Annotated in this window: 22 protein-coding genes; 14 read left to right on the top strand and 8 right to left on the bottom strand. The window is 35.7% G+C overall.

From position 1 onward, the window contains the following. Positions 1–53: 53 nt before the first annotated feature. Both J8L70_RS04230 and J8L70_RS04225 read right to left on the bottom strand, forming a co-directional pair. A complete protein-coding gene (locus J8L70_RS04230) occupies positions 54–623 on the bottom strand; it encodes an outer membrane beta-barrel protein (protein WP_211054232.1) in 570 nt (189 codons plus the stop codon). 222 nt (positions 624–845) lie between these two features. Next, entirely contained in the window at positions 846–1,310 is a 465-nt protein-coding gene (locus J8L70_RS04225) for an acyl-CoA thioesterase (protein WP_211054231.1), read from the bottom strand. Positions 1,311–1,508: 198 nt separating this feature from the next. Here J8L70_RS04225 and J8L70_RS04220 point away from each other — a divergent pair, with 198 nt between their 5' ends. The 6 genes from J8L70_RS04220 to J8L70_RS04195 all read left to right on the top strand — a co-directional run bounded on the left by J8L70_RS04220 (position 1,509) and on the right by J8L70_RS04195 (position 9,564). After that, a complete protein-coding gene (locus tag J8L70_RS04220) occupies positions 1,509–1,961 on the top strand; it encodes a DUF3859 domain-containing protein (protein ID WP_211054230.1) in 453 nt (150 codons plus the stop codon). A 106-nt stretch (positions 1,962–2,067) separates the two neighbouring features. Then, positions 2,068–3,654 (top strand): ABC-F family ATPase, encoded by a 1,587-nt coding sequence (locus tag J8L70_RS04215; RefSeq protein ID WP_211054379.1) that lies wholly within the window; start codon positions 2,068–2,070, stop codon positions 3,652–3,654. A 326-nt stretch (positions 3,655–3,980) separates the two neighbouring features. Further along, the gene (gene purE, locus J8L70_RS04210) at positions 3,981–4,463 is read left to right on the top strand and encodes a 5-(carboxyamino)imidazole ribonucleotide mutase (RefSeq protein ID WP_211054229.1); all 483 of its coding nucleotides are present in this window, start codon (positions 3,981–3,983) and stop codon (positions 4,461–4,463) included. A 2-nt stretch (positions 4,464–4,465) separates the two neighbouring features. Then, positions 4,466–5,614: a 5-(carboxyamino)imidazole ribonucleotide synthase gene (locus tag J8L70_RS04205; protein ID WP_211054228.1), complete on the top strand. Its 1,149-nt coding sequence runs from the start codon at positions 4,466–4,468 to the stop codon at positions 5,612–5,614. A 165-nt stretch (positions 5,615–5,779) separates the two neighbouring features. Continuing rightward, the gene (locus J8L70_RS04200) at positions 5,780–6,943 is read left to right on the top strand and encodes an endonuclease/exonuclease/phosphatase family protein (protein ID WP_211054227.1); all 1,164 of its coding nucleotides are present in this window, start codon (positions 5,780–5,782) and stop codon (positions 6,941–6,943) included. A 128-nt stretch (positions 6,944–7,071) separates the two neighbouring features. Beyond that, on the top strand, positions 7,072–9,564 hold the full coding sequence (locus tag J8L70_RS04195; RefSeq protein ID WP_211054226.1) for a prolyl oligopeptidase family serine peptidase: 2,493 nt from the start codon (positions 7,072–7,074) through the stop codon (positions 9,562–9,564). A gap of 77 nt (positions 9,565–9,641) precedes the next feature. Here J8L70_RS04195 and rrtA read toward each other — a convergent pair whose 3' ends face one another. Beyond that, positions 9,642–10,235, bottom strand: coding sequence for a rhombosortase (gene rrtA / locus J8L70_RS04190; protein WP_211054225.1), 594 nt, complete (start codon positions 10,233–10,235; stop codon positions 9,642–9,644). A gap of 88 nt (positions 10,236–10,323) precedes the next feature. Here rrtA and ggt point away from each other — a divergent pair, with 88 nt between their 5' ends. Both ggt and J8L70_RS04180 read left to right on the top strand, forming a co-directional pair. After that, positions 10,324–12,093 (top strand): gamma-glutamyltransferase, encoded by a 1,770-nt coding sequence (gene ggt / locus J8L70_RS04185; RefSeq protein ID WP_211054224.1) that lies wholly within the window; start codon positions 10,324–10,326, stop codon positions 12,091–12,093. 133 nt (positions 12,094–12,226) lie between these two features. Next, positions 12,227–13,921: an NAD-dependent malic enzyme gene (locus tag J8L70_RS04180; RefSeq protein WP_211054223.1), complete on the top strand. Its 1,695-nt coding sequence runs from the start codon at positions 12,227–12,229 to the stop codon at positions 13,919–13,921. A 122-nt stretch (positions 13,922–14,043) separates the two neighbouring features. Here J8L70_RS04180 and J8L70_RS04175 read toward each other — a convergent pair whose 3' ends face one another. Next, entirely contained in the window at positions 14,044–15,390 is a 1,347-nt protein-coding gene (locus J8L70_RS04175; RefSeq protein ID WP_211054222.1) for a DUF2254 domain-containing protein, read from the bottom strand. Positions 15,391–15,529: 139 nt separating this feature from the next. On the opposite strand from J8L70_RS04175, the gene J8L70_RS04170 reads away from it, so the two are divergent. From J8L70_RS04170 to J8L70_RS04160, 3 genes are all read left to right on the top strand, one after another. Next, positions 15,530–15,907, top strand: a complete 378-nt coding sequence (locus J8L70_RS04170; protein ID WP_211054221.1) for an MAPEG family protein — start codon at positions 15,530–15,532, stop codon at positions 15,905–15,907. A 78-nt stretch (positions 15,908–15,985) separates the two neighbouring features. Further along, a complete protein-coding gene (locus J8L70_RS04165; protein WP_211054220.1) occupies positions 15,986–16,630 on the top strand; it encodes a sulfotransferase in 645 nt (214 codons plus the stop codon). Positions 16,631–16,710: 80 nt separating this feature from the next. Further along, complete coding sequence (locus J8L70_RS04160; protein ID WP_211054219.1) at positions 16,711–17,283, top strand: tRNA-(ms[2]io[6]A)-hydroxylase; 573 nt, start codon at positions 16,711–16,713, stop codon at positions 17,281–17,283. A 65-nt stretch (positions 17,284–17,348) separates the two neighbouring features. Here J8L70_RS04160 and J8L70_RS04155 read toward each other — a convergent pair whose 3' ends face one another. The 3 genes from J8L70_RS04155 to J8L70_RS04145 form a co-directional block, all read right to left on the bottom strand. Then, a complete protein-coding gene (locus J8L70_RS04155; RefSeq protein WP_211054218.1) occupies positions 17,349–17,765 on the bottom strand; it encodes a VF530 family DNA-binding protein in 417 nt (138 codons plus the stop codon). Positions 17,766–17,840: 75 nt separating this feature from the next. Continuing rightward, on the bottom strand, positions 17,841–18,839 hold the full coding sequence (locus J8L70_RS04150; protein ID WP_211054217.1) for an MDR family oxidoreductase: 999 nt from the start codon (positions 18,837–18,839) through the stop codon (positions 17,841–17,843). Between the two features lie 45 nt (positions 18,840–18,884). Further along, on the bottom strand, positions 18,885–19,520 hold the full coding sequence (locus tag J8L70_RS04145) for a TetR/AcrR family transcriptional regulator (protein ID WP_211054216.1): 636 nt from the start codon (positions 19,518–19,520) through the stop codon (positions 18,885–18,887). 275 nt (positions 19,521–19,795) lie between these two features. On the opposite strand from J8L70_RS04145, the gene rmf reads away from it, so the two are divergent. Then, complete coding sequence (gene rmf, locus J8L70_RS04140) at positions 19,796–19,966, top strand: ribosome modulation factor (RefSeq protein ID WP_211054215.1); 171 nt, start codon at positions 19,796–19,798, stop codon at positions 19,964–19,966. A 50-nt stretch (positions 19,967–20,016) separates the two neighbouring features. Here the strand turns inward: rmf and fabA are convergent, their stop codons facing one another. Continuing rightward, positions 20,017–20,532 carry a bifunctional 3-hydroxydecanoyl-ACP dehydratase/trans-2-decenoyl-ACP isomerase gene (fabA, locus tag J8L70_RS04135; RefSeq protein ID WP_211054214.1) on the bottom strand — a complete coding sequence of 172 codons (516 nt, stop codon included), beginning with the start codon at positions 20,530–20,532 and terminating at the stop codon, positions 20,017–20,019. Positions 20,533–20,736: 204 nt separating this feature from the next. Here fabA and J8L70_RS04130 point away from each other — a divergent pair, with 204 nt between their 5' ends. Both J8L70_RS04130 and J8L70_RS04125 read left to right on the top strand, forming a co-directional pair. Then, on the top strand, positions 20,737–21,594 hold the full coding sequence (locus J8L70_RS04130) for a 6-carboxytetrahydropterin synthase (RefSeq protein WP_211054213.1): 858 nt from the start codon (positions 20,737–20,739) through the stop codon (positions 21,592–21,594). Further along, on the top strand, positions 21,587–22,405 hold the full coding sequence (locus J8L70_RS04125) for a M23 family metallopeptidase (RefSeq protein WP_211054212.1): 819 nt from the start codon (positions 21,587–21,589) through the stop codon (positions 22,403–22,405). The genes J8L70_RS04130 and J8L70_RS04125 overlap by 8 nt, the downstream gene beginning before the upstream one ends. Positions 22,406–22,407: the final 2 nt, after the last annotated feature.

Below are 22,407 nucleotides of genomic sequence, written 5' to 3'. Positions count from 1 at the left end.
TTAAAGTGATGTAATGCCCCTAGTAGTATATAAGACGACTAGGGGCAGGGATATTAAAACATATATTGAATAGAGACAGAGGCAACATCCATATCCGTTTCTATATCATGCTCTAATTGATAGCGTTCATACTCTAAACGCATTTGAACATCTTGTGTAAATGCATATTCTAAACCAGCGCCCATAAAGGTATCCCCCCCATCTAATGAGGTCGTTACCTCTCCTACAGCGCTAGATTGTGTATAGTCGGCATCCCATTCTAACCAACCACCTTTAGCGTAAATAGAAAAGTTTTCGGTTAAAGGGGCGCTTAAACGTGCGGCTAATGATACCCCATCAATTTCTGCACTATTATCAATATCACTAATTTCATCAAAGTTTTGGTATGCAAGCTCAACACTAAAATATTGATTAAATTGTGTGCCGATGTAACCTTTTAGCATTTGCGAGTCGTCGTCAAAATCCATGTCGTTTTCTGGATTGTTCGATTCAAATGCATATTGGCCATAGCCAATACCTGTGTATATACTTGGGGAGTTTTGCTCATACGTATCTGCAAATACTGAATGACTAAAAGCAAATGTTGATAATGCGAGAGTACTTAAAGCGATTGCTTTTTTCATGTGAAGCTCCTGTGAAAATATAAAAAATGAAAAGAAAAAATCAAAATTCATTTTTTATATTGCATTGAGTATGCCAACACATGGTTGAGTAATTATTGAACTATATGAAAGGGAAATAGGTACATTTAGTACATTAAAACGACAAATCAATAAAGTGTAAAAAATTAATACGTAACTTTTACACTATAAATGCTTAATTTTTACAGAGTTATTTAACGCAAATTACACTTTATGTAATAAGTTTTCTGTTTCTATCGCAATTTCTTTCATTTTTATTGCATAATTTTCTATTTTTTTATCTTCATCGGTTATAGCTTCATATGAGGGCACTGCAATTGGATAGCCTGTTTCATCCATTGCAATAAAACTAATTACACAATGATTTGTTTCTACTAAGTTTTGAGTTTTAGGATCGCCACAGCGAACTTGAATAAAAATTTGCATACTGGTTTTACCGGTATGGGCAATTTTTGCCTCAACTTCTACAATTTGTCCGACTAAAATCGGGCGCCTAAATTTTACACCTGCAACTGACACGGTTACACAATAATGACCACTCCAACCAGCAGCACATGCATACCCAGCCTGATCTATCCACTTCATCACTACACCACCATGTACTTTTCCACCAAAATTTACATCGGTTGGCTCGGCTAAAAAACGAAATATAACTTTTGACGACGGCATATTATTTCTCTTTCTAATTAACATTAACAAATAGCATAGCTTAACAGACGGACTAAATCGCCTGAATTTTATGCATGTATATAAATTAAATCAGGTTTATTTACTTTTTTAAAAAAACGGCTTATTTGAAACACACTATCAGTAAAACAGTTTAAAATAATAAATTAAATACCTTTGAGTTAACTATATATACAAACTATGGCGAAAAATAAATCTGAAATTAAAATTCATAGTTACGGAATTTATAAAAATTGGGATTCACAAACAAAAGAGTTACCACAAATAATCGAATTTACTACAACGGTAAATGCGAGTTTAGATGTTGAATTTGGTTTTATTATTAATGTAAAAAAAGCCAAAGGACTAAGGTTAGAGTATTGTATATATCACCCGAATATTCCTGATGAAGAAGGTGGTGTATTACCTCCTTTTTCAGGGCATGTGTACATTAAAAGTAATAATTGGGATTTTTATTTAGGCGATACGATATGGCTGCCCATAGAAACTAAACTGGGTGCTTGGCGCATGAGTGTTGAAATAAACCAAAAGGTAGTGGCAGAAAAAACCTTTCATGTTGTACAACGTGAACAACAATCTGAAATTGAGTTTTGGCAAAAGCGAGGTTACTCGCAAAAAATTAACGCCAAATAAAACGCAATTAACCATTATTGACGATTAAACTTAAATAGAAAAAGCGTAGTATTTGGTTTAAACTGCCGCAAAATAAATTCCATCTATTCCCTTGGAGGGTAGCGCTATCATTAGTACAGCAAATATCACCATGCAATTCGGTGCTAAACCATTATTTGAAAATATTTCAGCAAAATTTGGCGACGGTAATCGCTACGGTCTTATTGGTGCCAATGGCTGTGGTAAATCAACGTTTATGAAAATATTAAGTGGAGAATTAGAACCCTCTGCAGGTAATGTCAGTACTGATCCTAATGAGCGTGTTGCAAAACTTAATCAAGACCAATTTGCTTATGAAGAATACTCTGTGGTTGATACCGTTATTATGGGCCATAAAGAGCTTTGGAATGTAAAAAAAGAACGTGACCGTATTTATAGCTTACCTGAGATGAGCGAAGAAGACGGGATGAAAGTGGCCGATCTTGAAACCGAATTTGCAGAAATGGATGGGTATTCTGCAGAGTCTAAGGCGGGTGAGTTATTATTAGGTGTTGGTATTGGTACTGAGCAACATTATGGACCTATGTCAGAAATTGCTCCAGGTTTTAAATTGCGGGTACTATTAGCGCAAGTGCTATTTTCTGATCCCGAAATTATGCTACTCGATGAACCGACCAATAACTTAGATATTTACACGATTAAATGGTTAGAAGATGTTTTAAACCAACGTAATTGTACGATGATTATAATTTCGCATGACCGTCATTTTTTAAACTCTGTCTGTACTCATATGGCCGATATTGATTACGGTGAGTTACGTATATACCCAGGCAATTATGATGAGTATATGTTTGCAGCAACGCAAGCTCGCGAACGTTTATTAAGTGAAAATGCGAAAAAGAAAAATCAAATAGCTGAATTACAACAGTTTGTTTCGCGATTCTCAGCAAACGCATCTAAGGCTAAGCAAGCAACATCGCGTGCAAAACAAATCGATAAAATTCAGTTAGACGAAGTAAAAGCATCTTCTCGTCAAACACCATTCATTCGTTTTGAACAAGAAAAGCAATTATTCAGAAATGCGCTAGAAATGAGCAATTTAACTCAAGGCTTTGAAGAAACATTATTTAGCGGTTTAGAAGGTTTAGTTGAAGTAGGCGAGCGTATTGCGATTATTGGTGAAAATGGCGTAGGTAAAACAACGTTATTAAATACTTTAGCAGGACGATTAGCGCCAAAGCAAGGTGAGTTTAAATTCTCAGAGAATGCAAACATTGGCTATTATGCTCAAGATCATGCTGATGATTTTGAAAAAGACATTAATTTATTTCAATGGATGGAACAATGGCAACAAGAAGGCGATGACGAACAAGTTGTCCGTAGTTTCTTAGGGCGCATGCTATTTTCTCAAAATGATATTAAAAAGTCTGTAAAAGTAATATCGGGTGGTGAGCAAGGACGTATGCTGTTTGGAAAGTTAATGATGCATAAGCCTAATATCTTATTAATGGATGAACCGACAAACCATATGGATATGGAATCGATTGAAGCACTTAATTTGGCCCTTGAAGCATACGAAGGCACATTACTGTTTGTTTCTCACGATAGACAGTTTGTATCATCTATAGCAACCCGTATTTGGGAAATTAAAGACGGTAAAGTTATCGACTTTAGAGGAACTTACAGCGAATATCTTGCAAGCCAAAATACTTAAAGGTTTGTAGTTACTTTTAAAAGCCATGCTAAGCATGGCTTTTTTGTTTGTATTGGTTAGAAACATAAATAACGTTAAATAGTCATGTATTATTTTGTACCAAATGAACACGTATTTTTGTTCCTGTAATCTATTAAACGCATTTTTATTAAATAAGTTCGCTTTCACTTACAGTGCATTTATTAGCTTGTAATTCATGCTTTGAATAAATAATTTTTAATTGAAACTGAAACTCGCATATTGATGTTATTTGGGTATAATACCGCGCATAAACCGGACATAAGTCCGCATTAGTGAATAAATAAGTATATTAAACAGGAGTAGTTATGACAGTTGGCATTATTATGGGTTCTAAGTCAGATTGGCCAACCATGCAACATGCAGTGCAAATGTTAGAAAAGTTTGGTATCGATTATGAAACTAAAGTGGTCTCTGCACACCGAACTCCACAACTGTTAGCCGATTATGCAAGCACAGCGAGTGAACGTGGTATTAAAGTAATTATTGCTGGTGCTGGTGGCGCTGCTCATTTACCTGGAATGGCGGCTGCATTCACATCGTTACCTGTTTTAGGTGTTCCCGTAAAGTCTAAAACATTAAATGGTGTCGACTCTTTATTATCTATTTGCCAAATGCCTAAAGGTGTTGCTGTGGGTACACTTGCTATTGGTGATGCTGGCGCTGCCAATGCTGGATTATTAGCGGCACAAATTTTAGGTTGTCAAAATCCTGATATTTTCGAGAAAATAGAAGCTTTTCGTAAAGAACAAACCGATACCATTTTAGCTAACCCTAATCCTGCAGAGTAATAATGAATATTTTAATTTTAGGTGCTGGTCAATTAGCGCGAATGATGAGTTTAGCGGGGGCCCCGCTTAATTTGAATGTGATTGCTTTTGATGTTGGCAGCAACTCTATTGTTCATCCATTAACGGGTGAAATTTATACTCAAACACTTGAGCAGGCAATCGAAAACGCAGATGCAATTACCGCTGAGTTTGAACACATTCCTGACGATGTTTTAACATTATGTAGTCAAAGCAACAAATTCTATCCTGGTAAAGCTGCAATTAAAACTGGGGGCGATCGTGCTTTAGAGAAAGCGTTGCTTGATAAAACACACGTTAAATGTGCTCCTTATCAATTAATCACCGAAAAATCACATTTATTATCTGCTATAAATGAGCTAGGTAAACCATTAGTGATTAAAACGTGCCAAGCCGGTTACGACGGTAAAGGGCAGTGGCGGTTAACTGATGAAAACCAAATAGATACTATTTGGTCACAAATGGATGCCTTTATTCAATCTGGAACTGAGCTGCAACCTCACACTATCATTGCAGAAAAAATGATCCCGTTTGATCGTGAAGTGTCTATCATTGGTGCGCGTGATAAACACGGTAATATAGCTTTGTATCCGTTAACTGAGAACGAACATACCAACGGTGTACTGACCTTATCTATTGCCGGTAAAGAAATGTCAGCCCTAACGCAGCAAGCAAACGATGCCTTTATTAAAATTGCTGAAGAACTTGATTATGTAGGTGTACTTGCGATCGAATTTTTTGACATTAGCGGAACGTTATTAGTCAATGAAATAGCACCTCGGGTTCATAATTCAGGACACTGGACTCAACAGGGGTGTCATTGCAGTCAATTTGAAAATCATATGCGTGCTATTGCAGGTTTACCTTTAGGAAATACTGAGTTAAAACACATCACAGCAATGATTAATGTATTAGGGCAAGCTGCTATTCCTACAGCGATTTTACACGTTAGTGATTTAACAAGTCATTGGTATGGTAAAACGGTTAAGCCTGGGCGAAAAATGGGGCATATCAATGTATCAGCAAATACTTTAAACGAACTTGCTGAAAAGTTAAGCCTGTTAACTGAAGATTTAACACAGGAAAGTTATCCTGGTTTATTTAAAGCTGCTTCTGAACTACTCATAAAATAGTTTAACTGAGTGTATTTATCTTTATGTTTAACACCGCTCAATAATAAATACGCTTTATATAGATTTTCTAAAATGCTGGGTTTTCCCAGCATTTTTTATTTGTGTGGCGTATGTCCTAAAAAGTATGGAATAATAACTTTGTTCCTTTTTTTATTAGTGACTAAAATGAAAAATAATTTAATTAAATCAATAATGATTACAGCAAGTATGCTGTCGATTAATAGTTTTGCTTCTCAAACAGTTCGTATTGCCACGTTTAATGTCAGTATGGATGCGACAAATTATACCCCTAAAGGCCAAATGGTTAAGGCTGATGCCCTTGTTACTGCACTAGAGTCTAATCATCAACAGATAAAAAACATTGCTGAGATCATTCAGCGTGTACGTCCTAATGTGCTGCTTTTAAATGAATTTGATTATGTGGATAAACAAGCGGGTATTGATGTTTTTGTTAACAATTACCTTAAAGTAAGTCAAAAGCAACAACAACCCATTGATTACCCATATATATACTTAGCACCGGTTAACACCGGGGTGCCCTCTGGCTTTGATTTAGATAATAACGGTAAAGTTACCGACAATATGGGGGATGCTTATGGTTTTGGTTTTTTCCCTGGGCACTATGCTATGGTTTTATTATCTCAATACCCGATAGACTTTGACAAAGCCCGCACATTTCAAAAATTTAAAACTAAAGATATGCCTAATGCACAAATTCCTGTTAATCCCAGTACTAATGAAAATTGGTACAGTGCGCAAGAATTAGACGCAATTAGATTAAGCTCAAAATCATTTTGGGATGTACCTATTATTATAGATGATAAGCCTTTGCATATTTTAGCTTCTCATCCTACTCCTCCTGTTTTTGACGGACCAGAGGATAGAAATGGGATGCGTAACCACAATGAAGTACGCTTAGTGGCTGATTATGTGTTAAATAAAAATTATATTTATGATGATAAGGGGATTAAAGGGGGCTTAGATACACAATCACGTTTTGTAATTTTAGGTGATTTAAATGCAGCACCCATCGGTGATAAAGCAAGAGTTGATACAACCGATCAACTGCTTAAAAATAAAATGATCAATGCAAGCTATGTTCCGCAAAGCGAAGGAGCAAAGCAAGAGTACATAAAACCGTATGCGAAAAACTATACAGCAAATTGGCAAGCGCGTGTAGATTATGTTTTGCCTTCTAACTATGGTTTGCAAATACAACAAGGGGGGGTGTTTTGGCCCATGAAATCGAGCCCTCTTTATCGCTTAATTAAAGATAGAAATGCATCGAGCGATCACAGAATGGTATGGCTTGATATTACCGTTAAATAGATAATACATGAAACATCTACTTTAATGAGGGGTTTATCTTATAAATTGGATGTTTATCTAAAATAATTGCAATTAACAAAGTGCTTCTGATTTAATATATTTAATTATAAAAACAGATAAGAAGCACTATGTCTTTTCATATTACCGCAAAAAAATCGTTACTTGCCATTGGTATTTCTACTTCACTTTTCTTAACGGGTTGTGCATCATCTAGCTCTGCAGAACAGCCAAACCAGGTTAGCAATATTTCACCTGAAGTGATTTTAAGTGCAGAGGTTGGCTCAGAAAAAATTTCTTTAAAGCAAGCAATGGCACACCCAGATTGGATTTCAAGAAAAGCAGAGAGTGCTTACTTCTTGGCAGATTCAAGTTCAATAATTTACCGTCAAAAACAAGCAGGAAATGAACTGCGAGATACGTTTATACAAAATATAAATAGCACCGAGGCAAAAAAAATAGCGGTTGCTGATTTGCATACAGTCGGCGCTAAAAACAGCGTTTATTCGAATAACAAACAATTACAAGCATATACTTTTCAGGGCAATGTTTTTGTAAAAAATATTGCTGAAAATAAAATTACTCAAATAACGCGAAGTACCGCTAAAGCTTTTAAACCGCAGTTTTTAAACGACGGTAATCTTGTTTATCGTACGGGAAGTACAATTGTTTATGTTGATCTTAATACAGGGCTAAGCCGAGATTTAGTGAGCTTAAAACTTGCAGATAAACCTAAAGGTATACAAGCACCTTCTACTTACATTGCAAAAGAGCAACATAAATTAATTGACTACATAGCTCTACAGCATAAAAACAAATTAGACCGACAAGCACAACAAAAGCAGTTAAAAGAAAAAAACCAAACGATTAATTCATCGGTTTTTTATTTAGGGGCTAATAAATCGATTGATGAAATGGTTTTATCACCTAGCGGTGATTCATTAATCGTGGTTATTAAAGATAAATCATCGTGGCGCAGTGATACTGACATTATGCCGCATTATGTTACTGACGATGCGACTATAAAGCCTGTAAAAGTGAGACGCCGTATCGCAGATGCTAAATCCTCTGGTTCACAATTTATATATATTGATCTGACGACGAATGAGCAACAGACATTAAAATTAGATACTTTACCTGGTTTTGATGAAGATGTTTTAGCTTCGGTAAAAGAACAAAACTATAAACGTGAAGGTAAAAAATATACATCAAAGAAAGCGCCAAGAGATATTAATTTAGTTATGGATTGGAGTTCGTCACAGCCTTTAATTAAATACAATAGCGATGGAAGCCAAGTGGCACTCATGCTTGAGGCATGGGATAACAAAGATCGTTGGCTAGCAACGGTAGATGTGAAGAATAATAAACTGGTTTCACAACATCGCCTACATGACGATGCGTGGATTGCTTATTCATTCAATGAGTTTGGTTGGTTAAATAATTCAGACACATTATATTATCTATCTGAAGAAACAGGTTATAGTCAGCTTTATAAAAAATCATTAAACGGCAAAGCGGTTGCCTTAACCTCAGGCATGTATGAAGTTTCAAGCTTAACTTTAAGTGACAATAATGAAATCTATTATAAAGCGAATGTTGAACACCCCGGCTTATACGAAATTTACAAAGTTGATTTACAAACTAAAAAATCGGTTCAAATAACCAATCTTGATGGTATGACTGATTATAACTTGAGCCCTGATGGCAAAAAGCTATTACTTACCCATTCTAAAATAAGTCGTCCTGAAGAGTTATACGTTAAAGATTTAGCAGACATTAATGTGCCAGCAAAACAGTTAACCCATACTGTTTCAGAACAATTTTTAGCAACAAAACTGACAATCCCTAAAATAATTGCCGTGCCGTCAAGTCATACAGAACAACCTATCTACGCCAAAGTGTATTACCCAGCCGATTACAAAGAAGGTGAAACCGGTAAAAATCGCAAAGCGGTTATTTTTAATCATGGTGCAGGGTATTTGCAAAACTCACATATGGGGTGGTCAGTTTACTTTAGAGAATTTATGTTTCATTCTTTATTAGCAGATGAAGGCTATATTGTAATGGATATGGATTATCGTGCATCTAAAGGCTATGGGCGCGATTGGCGTACGGCTATTTATCGTCAAATGGGGACTCCTGAAACTCAAGATTTAGTAGATGGTGTTAAGTGGTTAAGTGATAATGCGAATGTTGATACAGATGCTGTAGGCACTTATGGTGGCTCGTATGGTGGTTTTATGACGTTTATGGCGTTATTTACCGCGCCTGATTTATTTCAATCTGGGGCAGCACTACGACCGGTTTCAGATTGGGCCCATTATAATACGGGCTATACGGCTAACATACTTAATACACCCGATGTCGATCCCATTGCTTATGAGCGCAGTTCACCTATATATTTTGCAGAAGGTTTAACTAAGCCTTTATTAATAAATGCACCTATGGTGGATGATAATGTGTTTTTTCAAGACTCTGTACGTTTAGTGCAACGATTAATTGAACTAGAAAAAACCGACTTTGAAACAGCAATATTCCCCGTTGAGCCACATGGTTTTAAACAGCCATCGAGTTGGTTAGATGAATATCGCCGAATTTATAAGTTGTTTAAAGAAACACTATAGAAACTAGAGGGGGGGATTCACTCCCCTAGATTAACGCACTTGTATTATTGAGCGTGATATTAAACGCGTAAATTTGATTAAATTTTCGCGTTTAACTTTTTAATTAATGCTATTAATATCGGTGTAGCGAGAACAACCCCTCCCACAGCACCAATCAGATGAGCATCAATTGCTACCGTTGAGTCAATCATTTTAGCAATGTCTGAACTTGGGCCATTTATTTGCTCATGTGCAATTTTAAGCCAAATTCCAATAAATAATAAAATACCCGATTTTAACCCTAACTGTATATCTTTAATGGCTCCCCATACTATAACACCATGTAAGAGTGCGCTAAGACCGGTATAAATAGAAATATCAGGGCATAACCAATAAACCCCTAAACCACACCATAAAGCCAAGCTGGTAATATTAAAGCAATAACGCTTAGGTGAGGTGTACTCGCCATGCAAAAGCCAAATTAAAATCACACCGGTACTATTTAAAAAATAATGCATCCAATTTGCATGGACAAACTGACTGGTGAAAATACGCCAAAGTTCGCCATTATTTATATTGTTACGGTTAAACTCTAAAATACTATTTAAATCAAATGCAGCAAATACAAAGCTAATCAGTAAAAGCGTTAAAGGAGGACATGAATATCGATATTGCAATGGTAAATTAAACATTTATGTTCTTTTTTGTATTTTATTTTTGCATATTGTGCCCGTTTAATTTTAATATGCAATTACGTCTTTTTCTTTTAGCGATTTATATATGCAATTAAAATTAACTTCACTGATTATTATAAGCTTACTATCATCTTTCCCTGCTTTAGCTAAGTCAAAACCTATTGAAACACGAGAGCCAGAAGCGGGTATTAATTATATCGATAAAAAAGCCGTTTTGGGGCAAAAATATATGGTTGCCTCAGCCAATCCTTATGCATCAAAAGCCGGTCGAGATATTCTACAACAAGGAGGGAGTGCGATTGATGCAGCAATAGCCACTCAATTAGTCCTTACGTTAGTCGAGCCCCAATCATCTGGCATTGGTGGTGGGACTTTTATGCTTTATTACAATAAAGACAACGATAAAATAACAAGTTTTGATGGCAGGGAGACAGCCCCTTCAGGTGCTGATGAGAATTTATTTTTAAATCAACATGGTAAAGCTGTTAAGTGGATTGAAGCGGTTGTTGGCGGGCGTTCTGTCGGGGTACCTGGGATTTTACATGCGTTTGCTAAAGCACATAAGCAATATGGTAAACTTCCTTGGAGTGCTTTATTTAAACCGGCAATCGAACTCTCAGAAAAAGGATTTATAGTTTCTGAGCGCTTACATGGCTTGTTAGCGAGAGAATTAAATCCCGGTGTTTTAAAAATGCCTGTAATACATGAGTACTTTTATCCCGATGGTAAATTAATAGAAGCGGGTACGGTTAAAAAAAATCAACCGCTTGCAGATTTATATAAATCTATTGCAAAACAGGGTGTTGATGCGTTTTACAAAGGAAGTAATGCTGACAAATTAGTTGATGCAGTGCAAAATTCACCTATTGCCCCCGGTACGTTATCTAAATTAGATTTGGTTAATTTTAAAAGCAAAGAGCGTGATGCCGTTTGTATTAGCTATCACAGTTATAAAGTGTGCTCTATGGCGCCACCAAGTAGTGGCGGAGTCGCCGTGTTACAAATATTAGGCTTGCTTGAAAATAAAAACATGTCAGCGATAAAACCTAATTCTGAACAAGCCATACATTATTTCACCCAAGCTTCTCGTATTGCTTTTGCTGATAGAAATGTATACATGGGGGATCCTGACTTTACCGATGTGCCTACTCAAGAGTTACTCGATAAACAATATATTAGTAAACGTGCAAAACTAATAACCGAAGTTGATAAAGTAGCGACTCCAGGTGAACCTCGTAAGTACTTAAGTTACGCACCGGATGATTCTTATGAACTTCCATCTACCTCGCATGTTTCTATTATTGATTCATTTGGTAATGCGGTATCAATGACCAGTTCTATCGAGATGGCCTTTGGTTCTACGGTGATGGTTAATGGCTATATTTTAAATAACCAATTAACTGACTTTTCACTTTCACCACGCAAAAACGGCAAGTTAGTTGCTAACCGAGTTGAGTCAGGTAAGCGACCGCGTAGTTCTATGTCGCCAGTGATGGTATTCAATGGTGATGGTAGCTTACGTTTAGTGGTGGGCTCGCCAGGTGGCAGCCGTATTATCGATTATGTAGCACAAGTTGTTATAGGTGTTCTTGATTGGGATTTATCCGCGCAGGAGGCCATTAATTTACCTAGAGTGACCAATAGAAATGACTATACAAGTCTTGAAAAGGGGACTGAACTTTCTGCTATCGCGAGTAAATTAACTAAACGCGGACACAAAGTTAGATTGATAGACTTAAACTCTGGATTACATGCCGTTGAAGTTAAAGATAATATGCTAGTTGGTGGAGCAGATCCTCGAAGAGAAGGGGTTGCTATCTCTGAATTAACTCAGCCTACCAGTATAAAATTCTAATTTTTATATAAGCATAACGTGAAAGTTATATGTTATGCTTATTTTTAATTTATATTGATTTAATTCATGATGTTTTTGCAAATAATTGCATTAATTTCATTATATTTACCGACAGCATACTAAGCTTGGAAACATGACAACTAAAACAGATCCTAATTATCTTTATATTCCTTATTCAGGTCCGGGTTTAATTGAAACTCCGCTTTTAAATAAAGGCAGTGCGTTTACTAAAAATGAACGTGAAAACTTTAATTTAGCTGGGTTATTACCTCCGCGATATGAAACCATTGAAGAGCAAGTTGAGCGTTGTTACCAACAGTACTCAAGCTTTAGTGATAATTTAAATAAACATATTTATTTGCGTGCAATTCAAGATAATAACGAAACATTATTTTATCGTTTAGTACGAGATCATATTGAAGAAATGATGCCTATTATTTATACCCCAACAGTGGGTGATGCGTGTGAAAAATTCTCTGATATTTATCGCAGCGCGCGTGGTTTATTTATTTCGTATGATGAACGCTATCAAATAGACGATATTTTACGAAATGCGACAAAGGGTAAAGTAAAAGTCATTGTTGTCACTGATGGTGAACGTATTTTAGGGTTAGGCGATCAGGGCATTGGTGGAATGGGTATTCCAATCGGTAAATTATCTTTATATACCGCCTGTGGTGGTATTAGCCCTGCTTATACATTGCCTATTATGCTCGATGTCGGAACAAATAACGAAAAGCTTTTAAACGATCCTATGTATATGGGGGCGCGTCATAAGCGTATAGCACAAGATGAGTATGACGAGTTTTTAGAGTTATTTATTAAAGCGGTTAAACGCAGATGGCCAAGTGTATTACTACAATTTGAAGATTTTGCACAACCTAATGCAATGCCATTACTAAAACGCTACCGTAACGAAATTTGTAGCTTTAACGATGATATACAAGGTACTGCAGCAGTAACTGTAGGTTCTTTATTGGCAGCATGTCGTGTTAAAAATGCAAAATTGAGCGATCAAAAAGTGGTTTTTGTCGGAGCAGGCTCAGCCGGCTGTGGTATAGCAGAACAAATTATTAGCCAAATGGTAAGTGAAGGCATTGATGATGCTCAAGCGCGTAGCCAAGTGTTTATGGTTGATAGATTTGGTTTGTTAACTGAGGGCATGCAAGGATTACGTGATTTTCAACAAGCGCTGACGCAATCCAATACAAATTTAGAACAATGGCAATACAGCGGTGAATACGCCTCTTTATTAGATGTGATGCACTGTGCAAAACCAGATATTCTAATTGGTGTATCAGGTCAACCTGGTTTGTTCACCGAGCAAGTTATTAGAGCAATGCACACCAACTGTGAACAACCGATTATTTTTCCGTTAAGTAATCCTTCAAAGCAAGTTGAAGCCCATCCAGAAGATGTTATTAAATGGACCGATGGGAAAGCGATCGTTGCCACCGGTAGCCCTTTTGGTACTGTTAAATACAATGAGCAAGAGTATTTAATCCCGCAATGTAACAATAGTTATATTTTTCCGGGTATTGGCTTAGGTGTTATCGCAGCTAAAGCTAAACGTATTACCGATGAAATGTTAAGTGTATCGAGTGAAATGTTAGCTCAAAGCTCTCCAAGAGCGAATACTGGTAACGGTAGTTTATTACCGGCTTTAACTGAAATAGAAAGCTTAAGTAAGCAAATCGCATTTGCAGTGGCGAAAAAAGCGATAGAGCAGGGAGTTGCACTGGAAATTTCGGATGAAGGTTTAAGAAAAGCCATCGATAAAAATTATTGGTTACCAGAGTACCGAAATTATAAACGTTGTAGTATTTAACAATACAAACTAACAACACAAACTAAAAAAACAAGCTTCGGCTTGTTTTTTTAGTGCTGTAATATTTTAAAATAATCATTACTACTCATTCAATGCGCTTTACAGAGCATCTCAAAGCCCTGTTAATGTTTATTAAACCGAGCAACTAATAAGTTTCCTTGTTGCTCACTTATTCGGGCAATTGATTTTAGCATATTGTTAATTTCAATTCGGTCGTATTGGTTTGTCACATTTTCATTAATATCATCAACTATCGCATTTAAATAATTAAATAAGCTATTTCTTGCGGCTAAATTCTCATGGGCAATAAATAAAATGTTTTTAAATGCCTCTAATACATTGGTCATCACATAGGCATCTGATTTTGCATAATTACGTAATGGGGTAAAGTTATCGTGCAGTAATTCAGAAAAACTGGTTTCGTGAATATACAAAAGTGGGGATTTATCGCTGTGTTTATATGAGTAATTAATATCACTTATCGACAACCTTTCTATTAATATAATACTGAGCATGTCGATAGCTTTTACCGCCGTACCAGGATCGTTTATTCCCGGACTCATGGCTTTAACCGCTATTTCTGATATTTGTGTTAAGCCATATCGATAATGATCGCTTATGTATTCTTCAATATAAAAAATAAAGCAATCAAGTACTGATTTGAGCAATGCTTCATCTTTGCTGATATCTTTATCACACTTTAAAAATGGATAGCCTTTAACCGTAAAATAGCCTTGGTTTACGACGATATAAATTTTTAAGTCATGCTTTGCTAAAATGGCACACAATTTATCGCTATGTACACCTTTAAAATAGCCTTCAGTTATACTATTTACGGCATGCCAGTGTGTAAAATCGGGAAAATGCTCATTAGGCGTGTCTTGTTGTTTTTGTTGTATTGAGCGGATTTCGCTTTTTGTTTGCTTAAACAATCCGTTTAATACGTTATCTACTTGAATGGCCTTAGAAATAGAGTGGATAAAAAATACAAATAAGCCTAATGAAATAAGGCCAAAGCTTAATGAAAACAAAATACCCAAAGAAGGAATTGCATTACTATCATTACTGAGTTTATTAATGTTTATCAACATAATAATAGAATAAATAATACTCCCTAAATAAAAGCCTAAAACCAGTTGGTGTGACTTTCTGGTGATTAAGCCAGGTACAACACGGGGTGATAAACTTGCACTTGCTGAGTTTAAAACCACCATCACCATTGAAAAGCTAAATACAGTTAACGAAATGATGCTACCAGCAAGCGTACTTAAAATGGTTCGTGCGTTTTCAGCGCTATCGACTAAAAGTACGGCTATTTCAGACTTTAGTGATTTAATGATATCAAGGTATTCAATAGACATTGTAAAAAGGGCAAAGGCTAAAAATAAAACGGATATCATCGATGGATAGAAACCAATACTGTTTATGATTTCTCTGTATCGATCGGCTACTTTTCTAGGTACAAACATTTGAGGCCTTTTTTGCAATAGTTTTAACATTCATATATGTATATTGCTAACAATAACATAAATATAAGGCTTACTGTTTTACTTAGTTATTGCGATTACTATGCTAATATAAGTAAAAATTAATTTAAGGAATTATGTTTTGATTATTTCATTTTATGCTGCATTACTTGCATTTATCTACGTATACTTAAGTATTAATGTTGTTAAAGTTCGTAAAGCAAACCAAATATCATTAGGTACTGATAACAATGAAAACCTACTGCGTGCCACTCGTGCCCATGGTAATTTTATTGAGTACGTTCCTTTTGCTTTAATCCTCATTTTTTTAGTTGAATATCAAGGCACAAGTAGCTACTACATTCATGCATTAGGTGTATTGTTTGTCATTGGTCGAATTTGCCATTTAACAGCCATTCAACAGGGGACTTTTCAGCTAAGAGTGGTCGGTATGCTATCTACATTTGCAACACTTGCGATAAGTGCTGGGATTTTATTAGTTTCAAGTTTTATACAATAATATAAGAGTATCAGTGGTTAATTGCTTCTGATACTTTGTAAATTCTGTTATATCAATTAATTACTAAAGTTATATTAAATGAATCAAGACAATAAAATATTTGTAATCGGACTACCACGTACCGGCACAACAAGTGTTTGCAATGCTTTATTAAACCTCAATATATTTACAGCACATACCGCTTATACTGAAAAATGTTTTGCTCAGGCTCAAGCCCTAGCAGACACACCTATTTTCAACGATTTTATCTATTTAGATACCCTGTATCCACATTCAAAATTTATCTACCTAGAGCGTGATTTATCTAAATGGCTTCCTTCTATAAGGCAGCTATTGTTACGAATGCACACTAACTTAACCCGCTCTGATGGCGGATTCAATATTCATATAAAACGCTGTTTTTTAAATACGTTTGATAACTTAACCCTCTCTAATATTAATAGTGATGATTATTTAACTGATTGTTATAAAAAGCATATATCAAATGTAAAAGCGTACTTTATAAACAGACCCGATGACATTTTATTTATCGATATTGCTAATGATAAAAGTTACCGTGATTTTTGCCAGTTTTTAAACGTAGAGCAAACTCTAAGCAATGATTTTCAGTTGTTAAATGCTGGTGGAAAAGTAACGGCATGGAATTCGATTAAGCATGAATTTAAAATAGACTCCACAGCTAAAGGCAAAATAGATAAGCATATCTATCCAGATACAATTTAAATAGCTTAATTCTTAACGACTAAACAAGATTTTTATGGTGTTTTACGCTAAAATGCGGCAAATTTTTTTAGGGTATAATCATGTTTGAATTAAAATACAACACGCCTTTTGAATGGACTGACGCTGTCATGGCCGACTTTAATACGTTTTTACAAGATCATGCTGCTGCAGAAAAAAAAGCATCGGGTATGGCAATCTCAATGTTGTCGCATTACCCCGATAAACCTAAATTAGTAAAAGCAATGACAGACTTAGCTCTAGAAGAGTTAATTCACTTTAAACAAGTTTTAAAGTTACTAACCGAGCGAGATACGACGTTAGGAGATGATAAAAAAGACCCTTATATTAAAAAAATACGTGCATTGTTTCGCCACGGTAAAGATGGCTTTTTAATGGATCGTTTACTCGTTGGTGGTGTGATTGAGGCACGTGGACATGAACGTTTTTCTTTAGTAGCACAAGCGTTACCTGAGGGCAGAGATAAAGATTTTTATGTGGCGATAGCTAAATCTGAAGAAAAACATAAAAACTTATTTGTTGAACTCGCATACGAATATTTTGATAAAGAAGAGGTTGATATTCGCTTAGAAGAGCTTCTTGTCGCTGAGGCCGAAATTTGTGCAAGCATTCCGTTTACTGCTGCATTGCATTGATTTTAATGACTGTTTGATAATAAAAAAGCCAGCTTAAAGAAGCTGGCTTTTTTATTTTTAATTTGCTAATTACCCCAAGGATTACTTGGATTTGAACGTTGTTTACGTGTACGCGCTCTGTCTTTAGCCTCTTTTTTAGCTTGTATTCGTTTTGCATCACTAAAACTAAGCTCACAGGGTTCACCCGGTTTGTGATCACTTGGGATCACACGGTCACGGGGTGGTAATTCATACTGAACATCATCTGGTTTAGGTAAGTTTTTTAAGCGATACAAATAAAAGTTTTCTACTTTATCTTGAGCCCACTGTGTTTTACGTAAAAATTTTACCGTTGACTTTATATCAGGATTTTTATTAAAACAGTTTATTTGTAAATAAGCATATAATAACTCCCAACCATATTGCTCAACGAGTTGTTCGACTACTTGTTCTAGCTTTACACCTTGAAGAGGGTTGTTGCCATATATTTCTTGGTTGCTCATTACTTGTCTCCTGATAATAAATACCTGAGTATTATAAATTTATTAACAGGAGTTAGATAGTAAAACTCAAAACAATTAGCCATTGATATTACAATTAACAACAATACGACCGCGCACATCACCTTTCATAAGTCGATTTGCGTGTTCAATCGTATCAGCTAACTTTATTTCAGTTGAGATCTCATCTAAATAATCACTGCTAACCAATTGCGCTAAACGACTCCACGCTTCGATTCTGTCTGCTTTAGGGCGCATTACACTATCAATACCAATTAATGTAATACCACGTAAAATAAATGGGGCTACTGAAGCGGGTAATTCCATTCCTTGCGCTAAGCCACACGCACTCACTGCACCAGCATACTTTAATGAAGCACAAACATTGGCAAGGGTATGACTGCCAACACAATCGATTGCACCACCGTAACGTTCTTTTTGTAGTGGTTTGCCAGGGGTTGATAAATCTGTACGCGAAATTACAGTTTTAGTACCTAAATATTTAAGGTAATCTGATTGTTCTAATCGACCAGTAGATGCAACAACATCATAGCCAAGCTGGTTGAGTAAATAAATAGCAAAACTTCCAACACCGCCATTGGCACCTGTCACTAATATTTCGCCACTATCAGGTTTAATACCGTGTTTTTCTAATGCAATAATACTTAACATGGCGGTATAGCCAGCGGTACCAATTTGCATTACTTGCTTAAGCGATAAAGAATCGGGTAGGGGGATCAGCCAGTCGCTCTTTAAATGTGCGCGTTGAGAAAGGCCCCCCCAATATTTTTCTCCAACAGAATAACCATTTAATATGACCTTTTGCCCGGCTGTAAATTCATTAGAAGCACTACTAATAACTTCACCGGCTAAATCAATACCGGGGATCATCGGAAATTCTCTTACTACAGGACCTTGGCCTGTAATTGCCAAACCATCTTTATAATTTAATGTACTAAAGGCTACATCAATAGCGACATCAAATTGTGGGAGATCGTTAACCGCAACCGTTTTATATTCTGCGGTATATTCATCATTTACATTATTTATAACAACTGCTTTTATTGATTCACTCATAAAATACCTTTTAGACCGATCGTCTTTAAATAATTAAAAAAAACATTAAGTTAATAATGCACGTAAAAACATTTCTGTATATAACGTAAGAGGTTTGTGAGACTTAGTTAACTTTGCGCGCATGACTGCACCTTCCCATCCAATCCAAAAATACTCACTCATTAAATCAGTATCGACTGAGCTGGCAATAGTGTGTTGTTGTTTTGCTTCATCTAAACACGCTTTTAGTAATTGTTGCCACGATTTATAACTTTGGGCTAAACGTTGTGTCAATTCATCGTCTAGGTGGTTTAATTCTTGGTTTAAATTTCCAACTAAACAACCGCGTCTAAAGTTATACTTTTGCATGCCAAGCACAGCGCTTTGGGTAAAATTAACGATGCGTTCAAGAGGGGGAACATCGTATTGTTGTAAAGAACTTTTTAACTTTGCAATAAAGTACTCATCGTAAGCTTGCACTAAGGCTAAACCAAATAGATGTTTACTTTTAAAGTAATGATAAAAAGAACCCTTGGGTACCTTAGCTTGTTTTAAAATTGTATCTAAGCCTGTCGCACTAAATCCATATTCGGTTAATATTTCTAAACCCGTACGGATGAGTAACGCCTTGGTGTCAGCGTTATCTCGGGCTATTTTTGGTGGTCTGCCACGACGTACTTTAGTTGATGTATTTTTAAGCATTAATTTATATTAGACCGATTGTCTTTAATTAATCAAGTGAAAAAAGTTATATTTTTAAAATACACTGGCTGAACTTTAAATACACGTGTATGTCGTAAATTAGGTAGTTAATAAAATAGATCTATTATTTTAAAATAATTATTGGCATTCAATTGTTTAGTTATTGTCAAATTATTTAATTATTTTTTTAATTGGCATATATCTATTTTTTAACTATTTATTAGTTGAAGTTAAAATTTTCTACGAATATAAAATGAAAGTTGAGGATATTACTGATGAAAAGACAGAAAAGAGATCGTTTAGAAAGAGCTCATTCTCAAGGTTTTAAAGCGGGTTTAGCCGGACGTTCTAAAGAAATATGCCCTTATCAACAAACCGATCCAAAATCGCAATGGTTAGGTGGCTGGCGTGAAGCAATTGATTCTCGAAACTTATATAAAACATGATATAAATTTGTAGTTAAAAAGGCCTTAAAGGCCTTTTTACGTAATGCTTTTTAAAAAGCACTGGTGTCTTGGAATAAACCAACTTTTAAATCTTTCGCTTCATAGATAACACGGCCATCTACTTCGACAGTACCATCAGCCATACCCATAAATAATTTACGTTTAATAACGCGTTTCATATCTAAACGATAAGTCACTTTTTTTGCCGTTGGTAATACTTGTCCTGTGAATTTAACTTCGCCCACACCTAGTGCGCGGCCTAAACCAGGACCACCAGACCAACCTAAGAAAAATCCAACTAATTGCCACATAGCATCAAGCCCTAAACAACCTGGCATTACAGGGTCACCTTTAAAGTGACAATCAAAAAACCAAAGACTCGGGTCAATATCTAGCTCAGCAATGATTTCACCTTTACCATGGGTTCCGCCATCATCATTTATTTTTATTATACGGTCCATCATTAACATGTTATCACTAGGTAATCGGCAGTTACCTTCGCCGAACATTTCACCTTGACCACATAAAACGAGTTCTTCTTTTGTATAGCTATTTTTAGGTTCCATAATACTTATCTTTACTTATAAATTATGAGTTACTTTAGCGTACACTTGTAAGCCAAACAACTCTGAACAGTTAAAAATATGAATGACCTGCCTGTTTTTTGTCCACTTAACTTAAGCAACTTGATTTTAAGCTATAAAATCGGGCAATTAACATCATAAGGCTTTATAATTCCATCTGACTTATAACCAGTGTAAAGGTAGTTTATGATCCTTTTTGTTGATTCACTCACAGTGATAGATTTTTCTTTTTTATGTAGTAAACGTGGCGCAGTAGGAGAAAGCTGGCTAGTTGATTTAACATTACATGGAAAACTAAACGACGAATCAATGGTTTTAGATTTTGGCCTCGTAAAAAAACAAATCAAAGGCATTATAGATAACTGCATTGATCATCGATTAGCCGTTCCAAATTTAGAAAATACTAAAATTGAAAAATTTGAGCACCATACAACTTTAGATTGTAATTACGGTGAGAATTATCATTTAGCAATGAGTGCACCAAATCAAGCTTATTGCTTTATAGATGCTGATGAAGTGTCGATTGAGTCGGTTAAACAATTTTTAATTGCGACGATATTACCCCAATTACCAACAAATATAGAAAAAATTGATATTGATTTACAACCAGAGCACAGTAAAAGCTTTTATTATCACTATAGCCACGGTTTAAAAAAACATGATGGAAATTGTCAGCGAATAATCCATGGGCATCGTTCACAAATCGGCATTAGTTTAGATGGTATTAGTATGCCGAGATTACAAAAGGAATGGTCATTAAAATGGCAGGATATTTATTTAGCAACCGCTGAAGATAAAATACAAAGCAATGAATTAGTTCATATTAAAGCAAAAACCGGCGATGTATGTTTTGCTTATACATCAGCTCAAGGTTATTTTGAAATGGCAATTAGTGAGCAACGATGTGACATATTGCCAATAGACACGACGGTTGAATGTATTGCTGATTATTTATCTTCTCAAGTTAAAATGAGTTACCCTGATAAAAAAGTTAAAGTTACGGCATATGAAGGTGTTGGCAAAGGAGCAATTAGTTATGCATAAGTCATTAGTTATGAGTGCGGTGTTTTTATTAACGTCATTACAAGTTAATGCATTAGAATTAAAAGGGCACTTAACTCAAGGTGGATTAGTGACCGCAAAGCTAGAGAATGTTAAATCGGTCAGTTTAAATGATAAAAACTTAAAGCTGTCAAATGATGGCGTTTTTGTATTTGGTTTTGGCAGAGATGCTAAAACTAAGCATACGTTATCATGGGTCGATAATGACAATATGACTCACCATCAAGAACTAATGATTACAAAACGTGATTATAAAATAGATAAAATTACCGGTGTAGCTCAAAAATATGTTTCACCCCCTAAATCTGTATCACAAAGGATTAGCGCTGAGGCAAAAGCCGTAAGAAAAGCACGAGAAATCAACTCTGATTTATTGTTTTTCTTAGATCCTGTTTTAAAGCCAGCGAAAGGTCGGATTTCGGGAATTTATGGCAGCCAGCGTTACTTTAATGGTGAACCTAGACGCCCTCATTTTGGCTTAGATATAGCGAATAAAACCGGCTCACCTGTACATGCACCGCTTAGCGGCACGGTGGTATTTGCTCAAAGTGATTTATATTACTCTGGCGGCACCTTAATTATTGATCATGGTCACGGTGTGACGTCTACTTATATTCATCTTAGTAAGCTTGATGTAAAAGTTGGCGATGAAATTAAGCAAGGTCATAAAATTGCTGAAATAGGGGCAACTGGTAGGGTAACTGGCCCTCACTTAGATTGGCGTTTTAACTGGCATGGCGAACGTTTAGATCCTGCGTTATTAATGCAGGATAAATTAGCAAGTAACAAGTAGGC

The sequence above is a fragment of the Pseudoalteromonas sp. MMG010 genome (assembly GCF_018100905.1).
Taxonomy (GTDB): Bacteria; Pseudomonadota; Gammaproteobacteria; order Enterobacterales; family Alteromonadaceae; genus Pseudoalteromonas.
Note: the sequence above shows the minus strand (reverse complement) of the source record. Positions and strands in the feature narration are given on the sequence as shown.